At 43.0% G+C, this 18612-nt stretch carries 21 protein-coding genes; 9 read left to right on the forward strand and 12 right to left on the reverse strand.

The genetic code is table 11. The features are described from left to right. Window positions 1–28: 28 nt before the first annotated feature. Together P5674_RS03535 and P5674_RS03540 are read left to right on the forward strand one after the other, a co-directional pair. Entirely contained in the window at window positions 29–1021 is a 993-nt protein-coding gene (locus tag P5674_RS03535; protein ID WP_006619502.1) for an aspartate carbamoyltransferase catalytic subunit, read from the forward strand. After that, the gene (locus P5674_RS03540; protein ID WP_315669796.1) at window positions 1002–1832 is read left to right on the forward strand and encodes a hypothetical protein; all 831 of its coding nucleotides are present in this window, start codon (window positions 1002–1004) and stop codon (window positions 1830–1832) included. Before P5674_RS03535 ends, P5674_RS03540 begins: the two co-directional genes overlap by 20 nt. Here P5674_RS03540 and P5674_RS03545 read toward each other — a convergent pair. Both P5674_RS03545 and P5674_RS03550 read right to left on the reverse strand, forming a co-directional pair. Beyond that, window positions 1827–2825 (reverse strand): isochorismatase, encoded by a 999-nt coding sequence (locus tag P5674_RS03545; RefSeq protein ID WP_006619500.1) that lies wholly within the window; start codon window positions 2823–2825, stop codon window positions 1827–1829. The two genes, P5674_RS03540 and P5674_RS03545, sit on opposite strands and share 6 nt — an antisense overlap. 59 nt (window positions 2826–2884) lie before the next feature. Further along, window positions 2885–3310, reverse strand: a complete 426-nt coding sequence (locus P5674_RS03550) for a helix-turn-helix domain-containing protein (protein WP_315669797.1) — start codon at window positions 3308–3310, stop codon at window positions 2885–2887. 407 nt (window positions 3311–3717) lie between these two features. Between P5674_RS03550 and P5674_RS03555 the strand changes: the two genes are divergently transcribed. The 3 genes from P5674_RS03555 (at window position 3718) to P5674_RS03565 (ending at window position 7973) form a co-directional block, all read left to right on the forward strand. Next, window positions 3718–5508 carry an ABC transporter ATP-binding protein gene (locus P5674_RS03555; protein ID WP_014275634.1) on the forward strand — a complete coding sequence of 597 codons (1791 nt, stop codon included), beginning with the start codon at window positions 3718–3720 and terminating at the stop codon, window positions 5506–5508. A 29-nt stretch (window positions 5509–5537) separates the two neighbouring features. Further along, window positions 5538–6086 (forward strand): DIP1984 family protein, encoded by a 549-nt coding sequence (locus tag P5674_RS03560; RefSeq protein WP_231852199.1) that lies wholly within the window; start codon window positions 5538–5540, stop codon window positions 6084–6086. Window positions 6087–6380: 294 nt separating this feature from the next. Continuing rightward, window positions 6381–7973 carry an Hsp70 family protein gene (locus P5674_RS03565; RefSeq protein ID WP_062945782.1) on the forward strand — a complete coding sequence of 531 codons (1593 nt, stop codon included), beginning with the start codon at window positions 6381–6383 and terminating at the stop codon, window positions 7971–7973. A 30-nt stretch (window positions 7974–8003) separates the two neighbouring features. Here P5674_RS03565 and P5674_RS03570 read toward each other — a convergent pair whose 3' ends face one another. Genes P5674_RS03570 through P5674_RS03585 form a run of 4 tightly spaced genes read right to left on the reverse strand, consistent with a single transcriptional unit; the run spans window position 8004 to window position 10744 of the window. After that, the gene (locus P5674_RS03570; RefSeq protein ID WP_006619495.1) at window positions 8004–8720 is read right to left on the reverse strand and encodes a metallophosphoesterase family protein; all 717 of its coding nucleotides are present in this window, start codon (window positions 8718–8720) and stop codon (window positions 8004–8006) included. A gap of 30 nt (window positions 8721–8750) precedes the next feature. Beyond that, window positions 8751–9503, reverse strand: a complete 753-nt coding sequence (locus P5674_RS03575; RefSeq protein WP_014275637.1) for a metallophosphoesterase family protein — start codon at window positions 9501–9503, stop codon at window positions 8751–8753. Beyond that, window positions 9496–9999 carry a L,D-transpeptidase gene (locus P5674_RS03580; RefSeq protein WP_006619493.1) on the reverse strand — a complete coding sequence of 168 codons (504 nt, stop codon included), beginning with the start codon at window positions 9997–9999 and terminating at the stop codon, window positions 9496–9498. The genes P5674_RS03575 and P5674_RS03580 overlap by 8 nt, the downstream gene beginning before the upstream one ends. A 52-nt stretch (window positions 10000–10051) precedes the next feature. Continuing rightward, window positions 10052–10744, reverse strand: a complete 693-nt coding sequence (locus P5674_RS03585) for a bifunctional 4-hydroxy-2-oxoglutarate aldolase/2-dehydro-3-deoxy-phosphogluconate aldolase (protein WP_014275638.1) — start codon at window positions 10742–10744, stop codon at window positions 10052–10054. A gap of 65 nt (window positions 10745–10809) precedes the next feature. On the opposite strand from P5674_RS03585, the gene P5674_RS03590 reads away from it, so the two are divergent. Beyond that, complete coding sequence (locus tag P5674_RS03590; RefSeq protein WP_006619491.1) at window positions 10810–11835, forward strand: glutathione S-transferase family protein; 1026 nt, start codon at window positions 10810–10812, stop codon at window positions 11833–11835. Window positions 11836–11863: 28 nt separating this feature from the next. Here P5674_RS03590 and P5674_RS03595 read toward each other — a convergent pair whose 3' ends face one another. From P5674_RS03595 to P5674_RS03615, 5 genes are all read right to left on the reverse strand, one after another. Beyond that, window positions 11864–12211: a DNA methyltransferase gene (locus P5674_RS03595; protein ID WP_286133299.1), complete on the reverse strand. Its 348-nt coding sequence runs from the start codon at window positions 12209–12211 to the stop codon at window positions 11864–11866. 35 nt (window positions 12212–12246) lie between these two features. Continuing rightward, window positions 12247–13179, reverse strand: a complete 933-nt coding sequence (locus P5674_RS03600; RefSeq protein ID WP_014275640.1) for a DNA methyltransferase — start codon at window positions 13177–13179, stop codon at window positions 12247–12249. Between the two features lie 10 nt (window positions 13180–13189). Beyond that, complete coding sequence (locus P5674_RS03605; protein ID WP_014275641.1) at window positions 13190–13855, reverse strand: hypothetical protein; 666 nt, start codon at window positions 13853–13855, stop codon at window positions 13190–13192. A 54-nt stretch (window positions 13856–13909) separates the two neighbouring features. Then, complete coding sequence (locus tag P5674_RS03610; RefSeq protein ID WP_014275642.1) at window positions 13910–14065, reverse strand: hypothetical protein; 156 nt, start codon at window positions 14063–14065, stop codon at window positions 13910–13912. Window positions 14066–14212: 147 nt separating this feature from the next. Further along, window positions 14213–14356, reverse strand: a complete 144-nt coding sequence (locus tag P5674_RS03615; RefSeq protein WP_006619489.1) for a chlorophyll a/b-binding protein — start codon at window positions 14354–14356, stop codon at window positions 14213–14215. Window positions 14357–14576: 220 nt separating this feature from the next. Here P5674_RS03615 and ispF point away from each other — a divergent pair, with 220 nt between their 5' ends. From ispF to larB, 3 genes are read left to right on the forward strand one after another with little or no spacing between them, the layout of a single operon-like run. Then, window positions 14577–15056, forward strand: coding sequence for a 2-C-methyl-D-erythritol 2,4-cyclodiphosphate synthase (gene ispF, locus P5674_RS03620; RefSeq protein ID WP_006619488.1), 480 nt, complete (start codon window positions 14577–14579; stop codon window positions 15054–15056). Between the two features lie 29 nt (window positions 15057–15085). Next, window positions 15086–16876 carry an ABC transporter substrate-binding protein gene (locus P5674_RS03625; RefSeq protein ID WP_006619487.1) on the forward strand — a complete coding sequence of 597 codons (1791 nt, stop codon included), beginning with the start codon at window positions 15086–15088 and terminating at the stop codon, window positions 16874–16876. A gap of 55 nt (window positions 16877–16931) precedes the next feature. After that, window positions 16932–17723: a nickel pincer cofactor biosynthesis protein LarB gene (larB, locus tag P5674_RS03630; RefSeq protein ID WP_006619486.1), complete on the forward strand. Its 792-nt coding sequence runs from the start codon at window positions 16932–16934 to the stop codon at window positions 17721–17723. On the opposite strand, the gene P5674_RS03635 is transcribed toward larB, so the two are convergent. Beyond that, window positions 17714–18331, reverse strand: coding sequence for a GNAT family N-acetyltransferase (locus P5674_RS03635; protein ID WP_006619485.1), 618 nt, complete (start codon window positions 18329–18331; stop codon window positions 17714–17716). The two genes, larB and P5674_RS03635, sit on opposite strands and share 10 nt — an antisense overlap. Window positions 18332–18612 lie beyond the last annotated feature (281 nt).

Consider the following 18612-nt stretch of genomic DNA (forward strand, 5'->3'; position numbering starts at 1 on the left):
ACGGCAAATATTTCTTGAATGAGGCTAAATGGTTACGACAAACTGGAATCGCCGACATATCCTATCTCTGGCTGATTTCACTGCTGCTGAATATGATACGGTTTTGCAAACTGCTGCTAGTTTCCGGGAGGTTCTCGGACGTAGGACTAAAAAAGTCCCGGCTTTACAGGGTCAGGTGGTGGCTAATTTGTTCTTTGAACCTTCGACCCGGACTCGCAATAGTTTTGAATTGGCGGCGAAACGTCTGTCGGCGGATACGTTAAATTTTACGCCGGGGACTTCTTCGCTGACTAAGGGTGAAACTATTTTGGATACGGCTAAAACTTATTTGGCTATGGGAACGGATATGATGGTGATCCGACATCGTGAGGCGGGGGTTCCTTTGGCGATCGCCACGGAGATGGATCGCCTTAATACTCAGGTGGCGATTTTGAATGCGGGGGATGGTCAACATGAACACCCATCCCAGGGATTATTGGATTTGTTTACTATTTGTCGGGTTTTGGACCCGGAAAGTCCCCGCCTGGATTTATTGCGAGGTAAGAAAATTGCGGTGGTTGGGGATATTTTGCATTCCCGGGTGGCGCGGTCTAATATCTGGAGTTTGACGGCTACGGAAATGGAGTTGCATTTAGCAGGTCCGCCGACTTTGCTACCTAAATGCTTTGCGGGGTTGGGTAGCGATCGCCCTGGTAAATTGTTTTTACACTGGAGTTTAGATGAGGCTCTGGCTGATGCTGATTTTGTGATGACTTTGCGCTTACAAAAGGAACGCATGACTAATTATTTATTGCCGAGTTTGCGAGAGTATCATCAACTTTATGGGATTACTACGGAACGCTTAAAGTTATGTCGTCCTGATGTGAAAATTCTCCATCCTGGTCCGGTTAATCGCGGTGTGGAAATTAGTTCCGAGTTGATGGATAATCCCGATCGCAGTTTGATTTCTCAGCAAGTTACTAGCGGTATTGCGGTCAGAATGGCTTTATTATATTTGATTGGTGTCGGGAAGGGAGGATAGACGACGGGTGCAGGTATTTCCAGACCCTCAACAGTTACAAATGGCGATAGATGCGATCGCTGAATTTGAGGCTTCTACTGTTCCTGGGGTCTGGCTAGGGTTGGATCGGGAACAGGTGATTAGCCAAATGCGATCGCGCCTTCAAAACCCCTTTAGTCTCAGTCAGGGAGGACAGCCTTTTTGTGGTCCGGCGGTGATTGTTTTTGAACTGATTAGACATCACCCCCAACAATATGTCACCATCTGTCGCAACTTGTTTCAACTGGGCGGCTTTCATACCCTCAAAAATACCTGGATTTCTGCCTCGGAACGCCTGCGAAATAGCCGGGGAAACTTCCAGATGCCGCAAGCTGATTGGATGGTACTTTCTACCCTGCGAGAATCACAAAATTTATGGCTTCCTATTGAGCCTAATGCGCCGGATATTCTCCGTAACTTGGCGGGAATTACTAAGCCTTGGGAAATTGTGGGATGGACTCGGGAACTTCTGGGATTTGCTGATGTTAATTTCACCAAACCTTATTTATTTGGTCATCTCCAAGCTATGGAAAATGCCACTGCTGTTTTAGACCAAGGTGGGGTGGTGTTGGCTTTGATAAATGCTGAGGCTTTACTGAAAAATAAGCCGCCTTTAATACCTTATCCTAGTCATTGGGTGGCTGTGGTTAGTGGTATGGATTTCGCTGATACTAATTCTCCCCAATTAATTGATTTTCAAGTTTACAGTTGGGCTCAAAAAATGCGGGTTACAGCTACTCCTCAAGCCTTCTCCCTCCACTTCTGGGAAGCTATTACCGCACAACCATTATAAGGCGATCGCCTCGGTGGATTTAACTAGATTAATTCCGGCGGCGGAAAACCTTTTAAATGCGGCTTCTGCGGCTTCTGTGAAATCGACTACACCCGGAACTATTACCGGAGAAGTACAATCTTCTAACACATAAATTCGTTGCGCTAAAGTGCGATCGCGCTGTTGAATTTCTGTCAGTAAATCTTCCACAGTCCAGGCGACACAGTGACTCTTAGCTTGACCCGCAATAAATAGCCGATCAAAGTTCAGCAGTTGCTCAATTAGCCCTTGATTTGTGTTACCAATACTCACGCCATTACTAGCCACTAAAACCTCTGGCTTGAGGGCGGAATAATTTTCCGTGAGGGGATGTTGACCTTTTAATTCTAGGTGAGTTTGACTGTAACGGGCGATATTATGAAAAAATAGCGCTTCTTCTACTCCTGAAACTAAAGCATGACTAATACCTCCCATAATGCCATGATAGGGCCAAATCGTTAGAGGATAGCGCCCCCCTTCCGTCAATTGATGGGTATAATAGCGGGCGTGTTGTGCTAAGGTTTGTTCATCCCACCCCCTAAAATTAGGGGCGATATTTGCATTAACCCGCCATCGACCTTTAGTGATATCCTCATCAGTAATAGTCGTTCCCGGTTCGGGATATTCGCCACTATCATTCACCCAAAAAATCGGATGGAAAATCTGCATAGCAGTGTGAGTATCTAGGGTGGCTATAATTTCAGTAATTACCCCCAAATGGCGATAAATAAACTCACATAATCGTTGATTATCTTGTACCGCACCCCTGACAAATAACTCAAATCCGGGAATACAAAATGTATTCTGAACATCAATGAGTAATAAACCGATCCGTGTAGTATCTTCGGCTGCGGGTTTAATTTGATGTTCCTGCGCCCAAAGCCGTGCATCTATCTGTCGCTGCTGATAGGGTACTTTCCACACTTCCTCAAGTTTATGGCTCTCAAAGAAAACCGGAATCGGCGATTTATTCATCAAAAACCCCCTAGGATTAGCACCCACTGCCAGTTTCAGCTATCCACAATTTAGCCTAACTAAATTTGCAGATTGAGCCTATATCTAATAGTAGCATAAACCACATTATATGAGACTTGTAACCCATATTTGTCTTGGAGCCAGCTTTGGACTTCACAATAAGTTTTAAAGCCCGATTCTTTTCGGGTCAGCTTAGACTTTAATTCCTGTAATGCTTCCGGGGGGATTTGCTGTCTACGTCCTTTTTTAGATTGATGATAAATTAAGCGATCGATTCCACCTTTTTGGTAGCGATTTAACCAGCGATGGATAGTAATGCGGCTCACCCCCAACACCAGCGCTAATTTGGTAATACTACTAACCTTATTAGATTTTAACAAATAAAGGGCTTTAACTTTCTTAAAGCTATCATGGGTGATAGTTTGAGACATTAAAAATTTCAGGTCTTCGATGGTTTCTTGGATTGCCAATTGATGGTATTTCATCTCAATCACTCCAGGCCATGCCGGCCAATAAAATTAATCTTGATGATGATTTGCTAAAAATCAATATTCGATCGCCTTAAAAATCACTTAGACCCAGCTATAAATAGTGATCAAATATACAGGATATTCAATCCTCCCTCAATTTTCACTAAGGCTAATGATTAATAATTGCCCTACCATTTAAACCCAGCTTACCAAGATAATCAACTAATTAATAAAATTACCCCCAAAACCCACTTTATAAATCTTTTTCCTCCCCCCAAAACCTCCAAAACCCACCTTTTTTTTAGGCTACTGCCACATCCCACAATATTTGGACCATCCCCAGATACCCTTGACAAAAAGCTGGCTATGTGCATAAAATAAAAAGTTATCATATCTCTACAAAACTTAACAATCTTTAAATTGTGACCAAAAATCCTACTATTTCTAAGTCCCCTTTAAGGCGATTATTTGAATATGCCGATCGCTATCGTCTGCAAATTTGGCAGGCTAGTATTTGCTCAATTCTCAATAAAATATTCGACCTAGCGCCTCCGGTTTTAATTGGTGCGGCGGTGGATGTGGTAGTTAATGAACAGGACTCATTTATAGCCCGATGGGGTATTGAGAATGTCCAAACTCAACTAATTGTTTTATCGATTATCAGTGGCATAATTTGGGGGTTAGAATCCCTATTTGAATATATTTATAAACTACTGTGGCGTAACCTCGCCCAAACCATTCAACATGAACTGCGTTTAGATGCTTACCGACACCTGCAAAAACTGGAGTTATCCTATTTTGAAGAACGCAGCACGGGCAGTTTAATGGCTATCCTTAATGATGACATTAATCAACTGGAAAGATTTTTAGATGTTGGGGCTAATGAAATTCTGCAAGTAGTGACCACAATATTAATTGTGGGCGGTGGTTTTTTCATTATATCTCCCGAAGTGGCTTGGTTAGCTATGCTACCGATGCCGTTTATTGTTGGGGGTTCTATACTGTTTCAAAAAAGGTTAGCGCCCCGTTATGCAGAAGTCCGCGAAAAAGTTGGTTTTCTGAATGGTCAATTGTCTAATAATTTGACGGGTATTACTACCATTAAAAGTTTTACCGCCGAAGAATATGAAGCCGAAAGAATTGGCAAGCAAAGTCAAGGCTATAGACTAGCTAATCGACGAGCGATCGCTTTTTCAGCCGCCTTTATTCCCATGATTAGATTCTTGATTTTCTTTGGTTTTACTGCCACCTTAATTGTGGGCGGTTTACAAACCATAGAAGGACGGTTAGCAGTAGGCAGCTATAGTGTTTTGGTGTTTATTACTCAGCGTCTGCTGTGGCCTTTGACTCGCCTAGGAGAAACCTTTGACCAATATCAACGGGCGATGGCTTCTACTAATCGGGTGATGAATTTGCTAGATACCCCCATTGCTACTCACCCCGGAAATATTACCTTAAAGAGTCAGGAAGTTAGGGGAGAAATTGACATTAAAAATATCACTTTTTCCTATAACCCTCAAATGCCAGTCATGAAAAACCTATCCCTATATATTCCGGCGGGAGATACCATTGCTATTGTCGGGGCTACTGGCTCTGGTAAAAGTACGTTGGTCAAACTGTTATTAAGGTTATATGAAATCCAGTCGGGAACCATTTTGATAGATGGCATAGAATTACAACAAATTAAACTTGAGGACTTACGAAAAGCGATCGGTTTAGTCAGTCAGGATGTGTTTCTGTTTCATGGGACTGTAGCGGAAAATATCGCCTATGGCACTTTTGATGCCAGTTTTGAGGAGATTGTTAATGCAGCGAAAGTGGCTGAGGCTGATGGTTTTATTAATGGTTTTCCCCTAGGATATGATACGATTGTGGGAGAAAGAGGTCAGAAACTATCGGGAGGACAGCGCCAACGAATTGCGATCGCTCGTGCTGTGTTGAAAAATCCCCCCATTTTGATATTAGATGAAGCGACATCAGCGGTAGATAATGAAACGGAAGCGGCTATTCAGCGATCGCTGGAATACATCACCCAAAATCGTACTACTATTGCGATCGCTCATCGTCTTTCCACTATCCGCAATGCTGACTGTATTTATGTGATGGAAGATGGTCAATTAGTCGAGTGGGGAAGACATGAGGAATTGCTGGAAAAACAGGGAGTTTATAACGGCTTATGGCGAGTTCAGTCGGGCTTGAGGTTGTCAAAGTAACCATGACTGCTAGAGAGCAAAATTAAGTCTTGACAAAAATTGATTTTAGATTTAAAATTGGGATTATTGTCGGAAAATGTCTTAAACCATATACCGTTAATTTGGGGGAGGTGATGGTTGTGAAATTAGCAGAAGCCTTAATTTTACGCGCTGATCTGCAGAAGCGAATCGCTCAATTACAACAGCGGTTGTTGCGAACTCTGAAAGTTCAGGAAGGCGAAGAACCTCCCGAAGATCCCCAAGACTTAATGGGGGAGTTAGAAAATCTAAGCGCTGAACTGCTGCGTTTAATTCAGCAAATCAATCGGACTAACTCAGTCACGCAATTAGAGGGAAAATCTCTATCAGATGCTTTAGCAGAAAGGGATACACTCAAACTCAAGCGCAGTGTTTACAAAGCGGCAGTTGAAGCAGCATCAGAACGCTACGATCGCTATACCAGAGGAGAACTCAAAGTATTAACTACGATTAATGTGGCTGAGGTGCAAAAATTGACCGATAGTTTAGCCCAAAATCATCGACAACTAGATACAAAAATTCAGGCTTTAAATTGGGCAACCGATCTAATTGAGACTTGAATAAACCCGGATAATTGTTGGTAGCCAAACCTTCAGAAGCGAGTGTGAACCGCCAACTCGGTAAGTTGGGAACATAAAACAAAAAAACATGGTTGGATACTGGGCGTATTCTGGGTTCGACTCCCATTACAAATTTTGCCCAGCATTGTAACAAGGTTACAAGAGAAATGTCACATTTTACTACCGCATACTGGTCTGTATGGTTTGGTGAGGGTGGGTTAGGGGATAACAATTATCTGTAGGGGTTGATTGTCCTATAATATACTAGAGGCAATATTATTGATATAGTATCCAATGACGATCGCGATCGATTTGGGAACCAGTAACACAGTAATTTCCCGTTGGAACCCAGTTACTGAACAACCGGAAACCCTAAAATTACCTGGTTTATCGCAAATTTCAGCCCAAAATCCCCCGTTAATTCCCAGTCTGCTTTATGTAGAAAATGCCAAGGAAAAACAAGTTTTATTAGGTCAACAAGTGCGCGATCGCGGTTATGATTTAGCCAACGATCCGCGTTTTTTCCGTAACTTTAAACGGGGAATTGGTAGTAATATTCAGGGATTTTTACCAGAAATTGACGGTGAGATAATCACCTTTGAAACCGCCGGAGAATGGTTTTTAAAAAATGCGATCGCCGCTATCAGCAACATTCCCCTAACGGTAGATTCCCTAATTTTTACAGTACCCGTAGATAGTTTTGAAACCTATCGCAATTGGTTAGGTCGTATCTGCGAGTCCTTAGAAGTCCCACAAGTGAGGATGATAGATGAACCCACAGCGGCGGCGTTGGGTTATGGATTAGGCGATCGGCAATTATTGCTAGTCATAGATTTTGGTGGTGGAACCCTGGATTTATCCCTAGTCCGTTTAGATGCTACGACCGCCAAAAATCCCCTAGGTTTTATTCTGAAATGGGGTCAAAAATCCTTAGCGGAATCTTCTGGACAAAAAGCCAAAACCGCCAGAGTTATCGCCAAATCCGGTCAGAATTTAGGGGGTTCAGATATTGACTATTGGCTAGTAGATGATTTCGTCCAAACCCAGGGATTAGTCAAAAATGCTTTAACCACCCGTTTAGCCGAAAAGCTGAAAATTCAGTTATCCCTAAAAACCTCAGCCAGTGAAGTTTATTTTAATGAGGAAACCTTCGAGAGTTACGAGTTAGAAATGACTCGCGATCGCTTCAATGAAATATTGGCACAAAACCAATTTTTTGATAACCTAGATAAAGCCATGGCTCAGGTTTTACAGCAGGCGCGTCGCCAAGGGATAGAAGCGGGGGATATTGACGCGGTTTTATTAGTCGGGGGAACCGTACAAATTCCCGCCGTTCAAGACTGGGTAAAGCAATATTTTAACCCTAGTCAAATTCGCAGCGAAAAACCCTTTGAGGCTATTTCTCATGGTGCATTACAACTCAGTTTAGGCACTAAAATTGAGGACTTTCTTTATCATAGCTATGGTGTTCGCTATTGGAATCGTCGAGATAATTGTCATGATTGGCACCCGATTATTAAATCTGGTCAACCCTACCCCATGACAGAACCCGTAGAATTATTGTTAGGCGCTTCCTTAGAAAACCAACCCAGTATTGAATTAGTTATTGGTGAATTAGGGGACGAAACTGGGGGAACAGAAGTATTTTTTGATGGCGATCGCCTAGTTACTCGCAGCCTCAACACCGGAAAAGCTACTGTCCAACCTTTAAATGATAGTGACACCGGACGCAGTATTGCTAAATTAACCCCTCCGGGAAATCCTGGTAGCGATCGTATTCGGGTACAATTCCAGATTGATGAACAGCGTTTTTTACGAATTACAGTCGAGGATCTGTTAACCAGTCAAACCCTCTTAAATAATCAAACAGTCGTCAAATTAAGCTGAAACCAGGGAGGTTAGGCTAGTAATTATCTGTTACTGTGTATAGTTAAAATGGCGGGGGCTAGATACAAATTCATCAATCCAGCTTTCCCGTTGTTTTCCCTGTTGATTAGCTTGCCAAATTTTACCTGTCTTGATATCTAAACAGGTTAGCCAACCTTTAGAGCTATATACCCGTGTATCAAGACAAATTGCATAGCCAAAATTCACAGGTTTTCCGCTTTTCTGGCTAGTATGACCACATACCATAATTTTACCAGAATAGTGAGGTTTAGCACTATAAAACTTTTCCCAAAATAAATGGTGATTGGATTGTTGAGATAGGGGGATATTGGGCGCAACATTAGCATGAACAAAAAAATGAGTTTCTTCTTCCCAATAGTCTAAACAGGCTTGTTCGACAAACTGCCAATGTTCAGGTAAAATATAGTCAATTCTCGCTTTTTTTCGGGATGACTTTTGATAAGATAATATAGTTTGTTTACCGCCACAAATTTTCCAGGTATCTAAACTATTAGGATGCGATCGCGCTGCTAACATCATAATTTCATGATTCCCCCGTAGAGGGATTAACTGACCCTGATTATAAAGATAAATTAACCTATCAATTACCCCCTTAGAATCAGGACCGCGATCGACATAATCCCCCAGAGTAATCACCCGATCATCTGCTTGAAGACTCACCATATCTATGAGAGTATCAAAGGCTTGGGAACAGCCATGAATATCACCAATCGCCAAAATCCGCATAAATATTAATTGAGATATTTTGCTACTATTTTAACGCCGATTTAGGCGCATCCTCAATCGAATCGGCACATAGGGAATCTCAAAATCATCAATCCAGCCAGTTTGTTTTTCCCCCTTTTGATTAGCTTGCCAAATTCTGCCACTATTGACATCTAAACAAGTTAACCAACCCTGACCACAAACCCAAGTATCAATACAAATAGCATGACCAATACTAAGGGGTTGACCAGTTTTTTGAGTAGTATGACCACAAACCATAGTTTTGCCTGAATAGTGAGGGGAAGGATGATCAAATGATTGCCAAAATAGCATCCTTTCCGGTTGTTTATTTAAAGGTAAATTGGGATACACATTAGCATGAACGAAAAAATGCGATCGGTTTTCCCACCAATTTCGACACACCTTTTCGAGAAAATACCAATGTTTGTCAGGTATAGAATTAATCCACTTATACCCGCCATGATGACCATAAGAAGCCATGGTTTCTTCACCCCCAGAAGCCTGCCAATGATACCAGGCATTCCACCCCAAAGAACGCGATCGCAACATCAAAATTTCATGATTTCCCCGCAAAGCAATCAATTGCCCTCGGTCGTGTAAATCGATGAGGCGATCGAGAATTCCCTTCGAGTCTGGGCCGCGATCCACATAGTCACCCAAGGTGACAATCTGGTCATTCGGTTGCAGTTGAATCGCCCGAATTAGGGCATCAAAAGCCACCGAACAACCGTGAATATCACCAATTGCCAAAGTGCGTTTAGGCTTGTGAATCCTACTACTCATGTACTACAACAGGTGTGCCAACTGATGCCCACTCAAACAGCCATCTAGCATGGTCTACAGCAACATTTGTGCAACCGTGACTAACTGGAGTTCCAAACATATTATGCCAGTAAGCGCCATGAATTGCCATGCCCCCATCGTAGTACATTGTATAAGGAACATCCGGCACATCATAACCAGGGCCAGTCATACGGGTACTACGATACTTAGTTTGAACCCTAAAATTACCAACACGGGTAGGAGTTGAGGGTTTTCCAGTAGAAACAATCACCGCATAAACTGCTTTATTTCCCTCCCAAGCGATCAACCGTTGGCTAGTTAGATCAATTTGAATCCAACGCTCCGAAGATTGTTGTAAATCCAAAATCCGCCGCGCTATCATATTATGAAATTCTTGGGCTTGTACCGGAGTTGAATCGCTGTAAAGCACTGTTACCCCCAGACTCAGCCCCGCCACCAATAGTCCCAGCTTACGCCATGGAATTAAACTTTTCATAATTTCACCTTCCTACTCCTTCTCGTCGGGTCTGTGCATAACTACATCCATTTTAGAATAATTTTACTCTTTCTGAATCATCGGATGTGTCCCCATTTTCGGACTTATCCCCAGAGGTCAGGATATCGATTAAATGTTGCGATCGCCCAGTAATTTCCTGCCAGTTACCCTGGGATATCGCCTGTTTAGGGAATAAATCTCCTGATAATCCCACCGCTATAGCCCCCCCTTCAATAAACTTAATAGCATTGTTTAAAGTCACTCCCCCAGTAGGAATCAAGGGTATTTGACCCAGGGGACCCTGTAAACTTTTAATATAATCAACACCTCCCACCGCTGAAATCGGAAAAACCTTAACACAACTCGCCCCATTTTGCCACGCGGTCACAATTTCCGTCGGCGATAAAGCCCCCGGAATTATCGGTATTTGCCTTTCTTGTGCTAATTCAATTAACGATAAATTAATGTGGGGAGAAAATATAAATTGTGCGCCACAATTGACAGCATCCCGTAAATTTTGACCCGTTAAAATTGTGCCAGTCCCAATTAAACAATCCGGCAACTCTGACCTAAGTTTACTAATGATTTCCGGCACCATTTCGCCATTCCAGGTAATTTCAATTAAGCGAATACCGCCCCGGCTGACAGCCCCAGCCATTTGTAAACCTAGCTCCCAACTGGGGGGGCGAATTACAGCGATCGCTTTATGGGTTTTCAGTTGTTTTAACCAATCGCTATTTTCCATAATCTCTAACTTCGTTATAATATTAGTTAAATTAGTCTCACGACATCAATTCCTGTTTACCAATTATGGCTCCCACTCCCACTCCCACTCCCACCAAAAAAAGCGGTAGCCCCCTCCCCCCAGGGGCGATCGTCCGTTTAGGAAAGTTCGCCTGGACTACTATGTGGCGGTTGATGATGTCAAAATTAGCCCCCCGTAATTCGTCCGGGGAATATATCCGCCCCGAAAGCCAATTTCGCCACAATGTGGGGACAGCAGCCTATCCCCCAGAGGCGGGACGCTATCAGTTAATTGTGGGGTGGGGTTGTCCTTGGGCTCACAGAACCCTAGTTGTCAGGGCTTTAAAGGGGTTGTCCTCTGCGATATCCATAAACATCGTTTCTCCTTCCCCCGACTCGGGAATGTGGGTTTTTGACCAGCCAGAAGTCGAATTTAACACCCTACCTCAATTTTATCATAATGCTAAACCGGGTTATCAGGGGCGAGCTACTGTCCCCCTCTTGTGGGATACCCAGCAAAAGGCGATCGTTAATAATGAAAGCGCCGAAATTATTGTGATGTTAAATTCCGAGTTTCAGCAGTTCGCTAAATACCCCGACCTAGATTTATATCCTCCCGCCTTAAAAGAGGCGATCGACTCTTGGAATGAGCAAATTTATCACCATGTTAATAATGGTGTCTATCGCTGTGGTTTTGCCGCTACCCAAACCGCCTATGAAACCGCTTGTAATCAGCTATTTGATACCTTGGACTTAATCGACCAAACCCTAGCCAATTCCCGTTATTTATGTGGCGATCGCATTACCTTAGCAGATGTGCGATTATTTACCACCCTCGTTAGATTTGATACCGTTTATTATAGTCTGTTCAAATGTCAGCGCCGCCGCCTCGTCGATTATCCAAATCTCTCCCCCTATTTGCGCGATATCTATCAACTTCCCGGAGTCGCCGAAACCTGCAACTTAGAAGTTATTAAACGAGACTATTACGGCAATTTATTTCCCCTCAACCCCGGCGGAATTATCCCCCTCGGTCCTGACCTAGATCTAGATCAACCCCATTACCGCGATCGTCTTACCCAAACTAACTAATTTTATATTAATTTTTAATTACTAATTGTTAATTACCCTTCCAGGTCTTGACAATATCCTCAATTTGTGCTGGGATGGGGCTAGGTACAAAAATCGAGAAATCCTTGATTTTAGTATCCTGATTATCTAATCTTTTAGCCCGATTATCTAATTGGTCAGAAGCCCCTTGGTCAAATAATGTTGGTTGTATATAAACTTCCTCTGAATTGCTCCCACTGCTTTTGACAAAATCACCCATAGGTTTAATACCATGTTCAAATCGATTTAAAATTGTCTTAAACGCCTCTATACTATGATCTACACCAATCCAATTACGTTGCATTTCATCAGCGATCGCCAAACTTGTCCCCGAACCAGCAAAACAATCCAGTATCAAATCTCCTGGATTCGATGAAGCCGCAATTATTCTTCTCAATAAATCAGGATTTTTTCAGTTGGATATCCCGTAATTTTAACATTTTGATTATAAGCATCCCGGAACTCTAGCCAAATATCCTGAACTCCCACCCCTGAATGTTCATTGAGATAAACCTTCCTTCTAGGATTACCATTTTTTGACCAGAATATTTCACCTCGTGCGTCCATTTCATCCAGAGTCTTTGGGGGATATTGCCAATGTTTACCCGGAGGCGGCATTTTACCCCGCCAAGGCTTCCCAGTTTCACCATGACGCACACCTGGTGCATGGAGTGGAACTTTCATAAATTTACGGCCAGTTTCTGGTTCAATATATTGATACTCCTTTTTACTATTTTCAGACAGTGGCACTTTTGGTTGATTCCATATATATGTATCTGACTTGGTATAAAATAAGATGAAATCAGCCGTTTTGCCATAAGTTCTACGAGTATAATTTTTAGGATTACATTTTTTTCGGACTATCATATTTCGATAGTTTTCAGCTCCAAAAACCTCATCCATTATTAGCTTAATATGAAAAATCATCTTTTCATCAAGATGTAAATAAATCGAGCCATGATTTGACAGTAATTGATGCAGCCATATCAGACGTTCTCGTAAAAATTCCACGAACACAGCACCCGTCAAGGTATCATCATAAGCCTTCGACTGTTTTCGTGACAAAAAATGGCTTTCTGTAGCAAAAGGTGGGTCTATATAGATTAAATTAATACTTCCGCATATTTCTGGTTCCGTAGCCAATAAACGAAGAACATCTAAATTATCGCCAAAGTATAACCTTTTAGGTGAAGCATGAGAATAAATACTTTTATATTCGACTAAATCACTATTAATAATTTCCTGGTATGATTTTTTATGGGCATAGACCAGCTCAACTTGATTATGGTCAAGAAATTTATCTTTTTTAGGTATTCCAATTGCCATAAATCAACTGTTATGATACTAACCACTCGACGTTTATGCGTTCTGGAAACATTCGGAGAGTAACTACCTTAACTTTACCATACCAAGCATCCTCAAGATCCGCATAATCTCGCCACATTGAACCCAGAAGTAAGCCGGGGCCATCGTTAAGGAATATGACTTTAAGATTTAATCCATGAGTTTGAGCATATTTCAGAATCTCACTAGCACAATCACGATATTGGCCTGTTCGATCATCTTCTTGAGTACCACCTCGGTCTGAATCATATCTAGCTAAACCTACAGCAACTGGCTGATTATTATGTAATAAAACAAAGTCTACTGGGCGATTTGGTCTAGGATAATCATCAAATAACTCTCCTAATCTTACATCTTTGCCAGCACGTTGAGGGCCGATAATCTCCAGTGCTGAATATTGTTCACCAATAATTTTAAATAGCCTTTCTGTTAGATCATATCCTTTTTTTCCACGATCCTTATATTCCCACAGCACGGCACATAAAGCCTCATCAGGCATAGGTCTCGACAAAAATTGGGATTGAACTTCTGTAATTAAACGAAATCCCTTGCCAAATCTAGCACATATTTGATCAGCTAATGATTTTTTTTTGAGCATTTCTACAGGTGTTTCTGGACTCACATATTTTCGGAATACTCGACACAGTTGTATCCGCATCCAAACGGGTTGAACCTGTGAAATTGCTAAAAACAGATCCGTTGAAGAATGGGATCACTTTAACAGATGACCAAATGTGACCAGTACAGGTTGATAAAGTTCACAGGCTAATGATAGGATATCTGGATAGTATTCACCAGCAGATAAGGTAATCCAAAGATGACCATCTTCCTGATAATCTCGGAAGCTGGTTTGATCACTTTTTGACAATTTGCTAATCTCTCCTTTTCATTGAATGATACCAAAAACCAGACAAATTAAAGGATTCCGAAGCCATAGCCTCAGAATCCTATGAAGTTAATTATAGAGCCGAATCCCCAGAATTAGGCAAAATATGTCCCCGTGACTTGGGAAAAACTACATTAAGCCTAATTGAGACAGAATACCTTGGCCAGTCAGTAACTCGGTACCAACACCGATAACAAAACCAAGCATAGCGAGGCGACCGTTCCAGGTTTCTGCGAATTCGGTGAAACCAAATTTAGTTCCTTGATTTTCCATTGTGAGCTACTCCTAAATAGGTTTGCTTGATTCAACTAAACAAAAGTTAACACACTGACCACCAACTTTGCAACATTTCTTTACGCTTTTCTGAAAAAAAAATCCGCCAACGGCTGAAAGCCAGTCAAATAAAGGGTTTATCTTTTCCCCGGACTATGGGCGATCGCATCTAATCAACAAACTAGCCCATAATAAAAACCGTAGTAGTAGAGAGAGCCCCATGGACATTCGCATCGGCAACGGATACGATATTCACCAGCTAGTCGAAAACCGCCCCCTGATATTAGGCGGCCTGAAAATTGAGCATCATCTAGGATTACTCGGTCACAGTGATGCCGATGTCCTCACCCATGCCATCATGGACGCTATGTTAGGGGCACTAAGTTTAGGAGATATCGGCCTTTACTTTCCCCCCACAGATGAACGCTGGGCGGGTGCTGATAGCCTAGTCTTACTAGAACAAGTCCATGGTCTCATACAACAGCGAGGCTGGCAGTTATGTAACATAGACTCAGTAATTGTGGCTGAACGTCCCAAACTCAAACCCCATATCCCGACAATGCGCGATCGCATCGCCAATGTCCTAAAATTAGAACCGGACCAGGTAAGCATCAAAGCCACCACCAACGAAAAACTCGGACCCGTAGGACGAGAGGAAGGAATAGCCGCTTACGCCGTCACCCTCCTACAAAGAGCCTAAAAGCGCAATCGCCATAAACTTTGCCAGTTATGAACCATTTAGTCTATCCATGGTCAAAGCGCGGGTTACTCATCCGCCTAGCCTCAGTATTATTAGTGATATTATTAACCCTAGGCTTATCGGGTTGTAGCGCCGCCCAATCTTCCGACAGACCCTCCCGCCTAGTCATTCCCACCCCTAGCGGTCCGAGTACCTTTAACTATCCCCTAAATCAATCCGCCTATAGCGTTTTTGGCTATATTTATAGCCCCCTAATCGAAGAACACCCCGTCACCGGAGAACTCCAACCGGGTTTGGCTGAGTCTTGGGAAATTGCCCCAAACGGTCAAAAGATTATCATCACCTTGCGATCGGGCTTAAAATGGTCTGATGGTGAACCCATGACCGTAGATGATGTGATTTTCACCTACAACGAAATTTATCTCAGTGACAAAATCCCCAGTAGCTTTAAAGATATTCTCAGAGTAGGACGCGATCGCACCCTACCCACCGTAGAAAAACTCGATGATCGGCGGATTGAATTTTCCGTCCCCGAACCCTTCGCCCCTTTTCTCCGATATGCAGGCGGTTTACCAATTTTACCCGCCCATGTCTTAGCTGACTCCGTTCGGACCTTCGACTCTCAGGGAAATCTCCGATTTTTGAGTACCTGGGGAACCAATACCGACCCCCAGGAAATTGTTGGTAATGGTATGTACCGCATCAGAAGCTATAACTCCAATCAACGGGTTATCCTAGAACGTAACCCCTACTATTGGCGCGAAGACCCACAGGGGAACCCCCAACCCTATATAGACCAAATAGTGTGGCAAATTATCGAGAGTAGCGATACCCAGCTACTCAATTTTAGGTCTGGTTCCCTCGATACCCTAGACGTTCAACCGGAAGCCTTCCCCCTGCTGAAACCTGAAGAAACCAGGGGTCAATATACTATCTACAGTCCCGGTCCTGATACCGGAACTGTGTTTATGTCCTTTAATCTTAATCAGGGTAAAAATCCCGACGGTAGACCTTTTGTGGAACCCCATAAATCCCTATGGTTTAATAATCTAGCCTTCCGTCAAGCAGTATATTATAGCATCAATAGAGAGGTGATGAAAAACAATATTTTTTTAGGATTGGGTGAGTTACAACATTCCCCTATCCCGGTACAAAGTCCTTTTTATCTATCTCCAGAACAGGGATTAAGAACCTATAACTATAACCCGGAAAAAGCTAGGAAATTATTGCTGGAGGCAGGTTTTTCCTATAATGAGAATGGCAATTTAATCGATGCTGAAGGTAATCAAGTACGGTTTACCTTGTTGGCGAGTGCCGGGAGAAAAGTCCGGGAACAAATGGCGACTCAAATTGCTCAAGATTTATCCCGAATCGGCATCCGAGTTGATCCGCTTTTTTTGAGTTTTAATACTTATGTTAATCGGTTGTCTAAGACTCGCGATTGGGAGGCTTTTTTGGGTGGATTTACCGGAGGAGTTTTAGAACCCCATGGCGGCTATAATATTTGGTCAGTGAATGGTCGTCTGCATACCTTTAATCAAGGTCAGCAACCGGGAGAACCAGAAATAGAAGGTTGGGTGGTATCAGACTGGGAGCAAAAAATTGATGATTTATATGTGCAGGCTTCCCAGGAACTAGATAATGATAAACGTAGGGAACTTTATGGGGAAGCTCAGAAAATTATTGCCGAAAATTTGCCGTTTCTGTATATGGTTAATCCTTTGGTATTCGATGCTATACGCGATCGCATAGAAGGCATTGACTATACACCTATCGGCAGAGGTTTCTGGAATTTATACGAGTTGAAAATTCGGGAATAGGCATAAATAAATGGTTACCTCAGATGACCATGAGGGAAGAGCAAGGAAATTGGCAATGACACCGGAAGCATTAAAACAGCTATTAGAATATGTCGCACAAGGCTATTTATCCCCCATAGAAGCCCTGAACAAAATGCGATATTTTGACTTTGAGACCGTCGGAAATTATGCCAAAATAGACAATCACCGACAACTAAGAACCGGATTCCCGGAAGTGATTTGGGGACCCGGAAAAACCCCAGAGCAAATCCGAGAAATAATGCAGACTATGCAGGGGCGAAATCCGGTAGTGATGGCGACCCGAATTGAACCCCAAGTGTATGAAGAACTGCGGCGGGAAATGCCAGATTTAGAATATTATCGAGAAGCTAGGATTTGTGCCTTAGATGGGCGTTATCGGTCCGCTGAAGCTCAATCGGTCGGTGTGATAGGAATTTTAACCGCCGGAACTGCTGATATATCTGTCGCCGAGGAAGCCGCCGTCACCGCCAGCTTATCAGGATTTCAGGTAAAGCGACTGTGGGATGTGGGGGTAGCGGGAATCCACCGACTATTAGGAAACTGGCATTTAATTTCCGATGCTGATGTTTTAATTGTAGTGGCGGGGATGGAAGGTGCTTTACCAAGTGTGGTTGCTGGTTTAGCCGATTGTCCAGTAATTGCTGTACCAACCAGTATCGGCTATGGTGCAAGTTTTAATGGGTTAGCACCCCTATTAACTATGCTGAATTCCTGTGCGGCGGGTGTAGGAGTAGTCAATATAGATAACGGATTTGGCGCGGCTATATTAGCTGGCCAAATCCTGCGAGTGGGGGAGCGATTAAACAGAAAAATGGGTCAGGAATGAGACAAGTTTTTGCACAAAAACAGTCGCCGAGGCTGACCCAAAAACACGGAATCCCAACTCCAATCTATCTGGGCTATGCGATAGCCCACTTGATGGTAAAGTTGTCGTGCTTGGGAATTATTTTCGAGAACATGAAGGTACAAATCAGAGAACCCCCATTTCATAGCGACTTGTTCGCAACCAATCAGGAGTTCTCTAGCCACACCTTGGCGCCGGGCTGTGGGATGAACAGCTAAATTAGAAATATATGGATAGCGATCGCCAATAGACCAGGGACTGGGCGATCTTAACCCCATTTCTACCGTTCCTACCAAATGTTCTGGGACATTTAGAGGTATATTACCTAATTTATGAGGAGAATCTGCGATCGCAGCCACTAGACAGGTATAATACCCCGAGCTAGTAGCCAAGCGATTACGCAAATCCTCGTAAATGCCCAAGCGAAAAATAGGATACATCAAGCCACCGAGTCCCTGTCGAGTATGAAAACTCTCAGCGAGGATCTCCGTTAATCGGGTAACATCAGCCCGTAGGGCTACCCTAATTTTGAGGGGATACCCGTGTGAGGTACCACCGGAACCTTCTCGTTTGTAAGTTGTTGAGGTCAAGAAGAACGGCTCCACGATTCCAAGCCAACTTCTTTACACTGTACCATTACTCCATTGGCATCGGATCAATTAACAAGGCGGGTGAGCGGACTAGGCGGCTCATTATAGCTTTTGACACTCCTCGCCCTGAAGTGCGAGGATTCTTGAGCTAACAATTGCCCTTTCAGGTTTTACCCCTATTTAGGTCTTAAACTGTTATGTCTGAACCGAGCTTGCTAGAAGATTAGGTAGGGGTCGAGAGGGAAGTCGCCTTCCCCCACTCCCATTCCAAACCGTGCTTT

Origin of the sequence: Limnospira sp. PMC 289.06, assembly GCF_032350395.1 — a bacterium.
GTDB classification, from domain to species: domain Bacteria; phylum Cyanobacteriota; class Cyanobacteriia; order Cyanobacteriales; family Microcoleaceae; genus Limnospira; species Limnospira platensis.

Bases quoted from the DNA above. Each gene is read 5' to 3' on its own strand.
- P5674_RS03535 (WP_006619502.1), top strand. From the start codon at position 29: ATGGTTACGACAAACTGGAATCGCCGACATATCCTATCTCTGGCTGAT.
- P5674_RS03545 (WP_006619500.1), bottom strand. From the start codon at position 2,825: ATGAATAAATCGCCGATTCCGGTTTTCTTTGAGAGCCATAAACTTGAG.
- P5674_RS03550 (WP_315669797.1), bottom strand. From the start codon at position 3,310: ATGAAATACCATCAATTGGCAATCCAAGAAACCATCGAAGACCTGAAA.
- P5674_RS03565 (WP_062945782.1), top strand. From the start codon at position 6,381: ATGACGATCGCGATCGATTTGGGAACCAGTAACACAGTAATTTCCCGT.
- P5674_RS03570 (WP_006619495.1), bottom strand. From the start codon at position 8,720: ATGCGGATTTTGGCGATTGGTGATATTCATGGCTGTTCCCAAGCCTTT.
- P5674_RS03575 (WP_014275637.1), bottom strand. From the start codon at position 9,503: ATGAGTAGTAGGATTCACAAGCCTAAACGCACTTTGGCAATTGGTGAT.
- P5674_RS03580 (WP_006619493.1), bottom strand. From the start codon at position 9,999: ATGAAAAGTTTAATTCCATGGCGTAAGCTGGGACTATTGGTGGCGGGG.
- P5674_RS03585 (WP_014275638.1), bottom strand. From the start codon at position 10,744: ATGGAAAATAGCGATTGGTTAAAACAACTGAAAACCCATAAAGCGATC.
- P5674_RS03590 (WP_006619491.1), top strand. From the start codon at position 10,810: ATGGCTCCCACTCCCACTCCCACTCCCACCAAAAAAAGCGGTAGCCCC.
- P5674_RS03600 (WP_014275640.1), bottom strand. From the start codon at position 13,179: ATGGCAATTGGAATACCTAAAAAAGATAAATTTCTTGACCATAATCAA.
- P5674_RS03605 (WP_014275641.1), bottom strand. From the start codon at position 13,855: ATGCGGATACAACTGTGTCGAGTATTCCGAAAATATGTGAGTCCAGAA.
- P5674_RS03615 (WP_006619489.1), bottom strand. From the start codon at position 14,356: ATGGAAAATCAAGGAACTAAATTTGGTTTCACCGAATTCGCAGAAACC.
- ispF (WP_006619488.1), top strand. From the start codon at position 14,577: ATGGACATTCGCATCGGCAACGGATACGATATTCACCAGCTAGTCGAA.
- P5674_RS03625 (WP_006619487.1), top strand. From the start codon at position 15,086: ATGAACCATTTAGTCTATCCATGGTCAAAGCGCGGGTTACTCATCCGC.
- larB (WP_006619486.1), top strand. From the start codon at position 16,932: ATGACACCGGAAGCATTAAAACAGCTATTAGAATATGTCGCACAAGGC.